Below are 2,955 nucleotides of genomic sequence, written 5' to 3' on the forward strand. Positions count from 1 at the left end.
ATAGTTATGTCTGCCGGACGGCTCCGCTCGTCCTGCAGGAAAGTTTCCGACGGAACCGTTCTTACGACTCCCTCAGCCAAGACTGGTTCGAATTAGTCTGCCAACACCCGGTCGCCTCAGTTGCGTCACGCGGGGTCATCTTATCGGCGCGTATCATGCGGAGTTCCTTTCGGGATGGGGCGCAATGGCCTTTTCCCACGCGCGCATATCGAAACTTTCGGAGGCGGCCTCGTCTGGTGTGGGCAGGGCGCGGCCCGGGGTGCCGAGCAGCTTGCGGGCGATCATGAAGTCGGCGGGCCGGTTGACGGATTCGGTGGCGATCAGGCGGTTGTCACGGAACAGCAGGGTCGAAAAGGCCCGCGCGCCCGTATCGCCCAGCGTGACCGTCCGGTCGTGGCCTTTCGACAAGCCGACCATCTGGAGTTTCAGGTCGCCCTGATCGCTCCAGAACCACGGCAGGGCGGTGTAGGGAGTTCGCGTGCCGGTTAGGTTGGCGGCCAGCGCGCGGGCTTGGTCGGCGGCATTCTGCACCGACTCCAGCCGGATCGCCTGACCACCCGCCTGTGCGCATGGGAACAGCGCGCAATCGCCGATAGCCGAAACCGCCGGATCGGGGGTGCGCAGAAAGGCGTCCACCGTGATCCCGTTCGGGGCATGAAGGCCTGCCGCCTGTGCGATTTCTGCATTTGGTTGAACACCGATGCCATAGACCACCAGCCCCGCTGCGATATGCGAGCCGTCGGCCAGTTCCACGCCCGACACCTGGCGCTTGCCGGTCAGCCGCGCGAGCGCTGCGCCAAGGTGCAGCGTCACGCCCCAGTTGCGGTGGGCGACGGTGAAGCAGTCCGACATCGCCGCCGAAACAGCGCGTTGCATTGGTCGGTCGGCGAGTTCCACGACATGCACGGTCTTGCCGAGCGTGGCAGCAACGGCGGCGAATTCCAGCCCAATGAAGCCCGCGCCGACGACGACGACATCTTCAACCTGCTTCAGCTTTTCGCCTAGCCGGTCGGCATCAGCCAGCGTGCGCAGCCCCATGACGCCCCCGAGGTCGGCGCCCGGCACCGGCAGCAGGCGGTTGCGCGCGCCGGTGGCGATCACGAGATGGTCGTATTCCAGCGCCTCGCCCCGGGCCAGCGACACCCGTTTTGCTGTGCGGTCGATGGCTGAGGCGGTATCTTCGATCAACGCCACACGGCTGTCGGCGAAGTATGTGTCGGGGCGGAACTGCAATCCGGCGGTGTCGGTCTTGCCAAGCAGGTAGGCCTTGGACAGCGGCGGACGCTGATAGGGCAGGCCGGGCTCGTCGCCGACAAGGCGAATGGTCCCGTCGAATCCAAGCTGGCGCAGCGATGCGGCGGTCTGGAACCCGGCCTGTCCGGCGCCGAGGATGACGATGTTCTGCATCGGTTGGACCCTGTCCTTTCGGTTGCATCAGTAGGTGCCGGACAGCGCCAGCCGGTTGATGCAACATATGGCCCGGATGGCCGTTCGCGGTCTTCCCCAGCAAGGGGGACATACGGAAACGGCCCGCACAATAGGTTGAGAGGCATTGCCAACTTGTTCGGGATGGCTCCGTTGGATAAGCATCCGGAATGAAAGCACCGTTCGAGATGCCACGTTTGAAAGGCTACCGCTTCCACCGCGAGATCGTTGCCTACGCGGTCTGGGCGTACCATCAGTTTGCGCTCAGCACGGCGGAGGTCGAGGACCTGCTGGCGGAACGCGGCGTGATCGTCAGTCGGGAAACGGTCCGGAAATGGGTCAACCGATTTGGCCACCATTTCGCCAGCTGCATCAAGCGCGGCAGGCCCGACTCCCGCGGCAAGTGGCATCTCGATGAGGTCGTCACCTCGATGCGCGGGAGGGAACACTGGCTCTGGCGGGCCATCGACGCGGACGGTTACGTGCTCGACATTCTGGTACAGCCCCGGCGGAACGCCAGGGCTGCAAGGCGTTTCCTCAAGGGGCTGGTCGGCCGGTTCGGCGCGCCGCGTGTCATCGTCACCGACAAGCTGCGTAGTTATGTCAAACCAATTCGCGAATTGGCGCCGGGTGCCGCTCACCGAGCGCATAAAGGCCTAAATAACCGCATCGAAGGGTCCCACCGACCGACCCGAAAGCGCGAAAAGCTTATGGGCAAGTTTAAGTCACCAAGGCAGGCACAGAGGTTCCTCGACGCGCATGACCAGATAAACACGATCTTCCGGCCCCGCCGCTATCGCCTCTCCGCCACATCCTATTGCCACGCCAGATCCGATGCCCATGACCTGTGGGCCGGATACACCCTTGAAATGACCGCCTGAAAGACGCCGCTCAGGCCGAATTCGCACGCATCAGAACAAGTTGGCAATCCCCCCCGAAGGCTCTCCTCGACGATCCGGATCTTGTCCGCGTCAGACCAGTGCCGGCGACGACCAACGTCATCGGCGGCAAAGATCTCGATCGGTGAAACAACTGAAGCGCATGCCATAAGGCAATGCTTTACGACCAGGTCTGGGGCGCGCGCTCCGTACTCGAAGCCTCGGCCTCGGATTATGACAGCATGGTGCTGACTGCCAAGGATGAGTGTCAGAAATTGCTGGCCCCGCAGATTGGCGACAAGATGGTCATACTTTCCGGTGTGCCTTTCGGCCAGGTCGGCAGCACCAACAACATCCGAGCTGCTACGTTCCGATAAAACCAAGGCAGGGGATTGGGCCATGAGCACCATCATCGACATCCACGCCCGCGAGATCCTTGACAGCCGGGGCAACCCGACCGTCGAGGTGGACGTGATCCTGGAAGACGGCACCCTGGGCCGCGCCGCCGTTCCCTCGGGCGCCTCGACCGGCGCCTACGAGGCGGTCGAACGCCGCGACGGCGACAAGTCGCGCTATCTGGGCAAGGGCGTGCTGGAGGCGGTTGCTGCCGTCAACGGCGAGATCGCCGAAGAGCTGATCGGCTTCGATGCCA

Annotated in this window: 3 protein-coding genes and 1 pseudogene; 3 read left to right on the plus strand and 1 reads right to left on the minus strand. The window is 63.6% G+C overall.

Annotation, left to right across the window (positions count from 1 at the left end; genetic code table 11):
• Positions 1–153: 153 nt before the first annotated feature.
• Positions 154–1,407: an NAD(P)/FAD-dependent oxidoreductase gene (locus tag IE266_RS26635; protein WP_189683167.1), complete on the minus strand. Its 1,254-nt coding sequence runs from the start codon at positions 1,405–1,407 to the stop codon at positions 154–156.
• Positions 1,408–1,595: 188 nt separating this feature from the next.
• Here IE266_RS26635 and IE266_RS26640 point away from each other — a divergent pair, with 188 nt between their 5' ends.
• The 3 genes and pseudogenes from IE266_RS26640 to eno all read left to right on the plus strand — a co-directional run.
• A complete protein-coding gene (locus IE266_RS26640; protein WP_189683168.1) occupies positions 1,596–2,306 on the plus strand; it encodes an IS6 family transposase in 711 nt (236 codons plus the stop codon).
• Positions 2,307–2,479: 173 nt separating this feature from the next.
• Positions 2,480–2,680, plus strand: a complete 201-nt coding sequence (locus IE266_RS26645) for a pyruvate kinase alpha/beta domain-containing protein (protein WP_189683169.1) — start codon at positions 2,480–2,482, stop codon at positions 2,678–2,680.
• 22 nt (positions 2,681–2,702) lie between these two features.
• Positions 2,703–2,955: pseudogene (eno, locus tag IE266_RS26650) on the plus strand (phosphopyruvate hydratase); the annotation flags it as partial.

It is taken from the genome of Seohaeicola zhoushanensis, assembly GCF_014656415.1.
Lineage (GTDB): Bacteria > Pseudomonadota > Alphaproteobacteria > Rhodobacterales > Rhodobacteraceae > Seohaeicola_A > Seohaeicola_A zhoushanensis.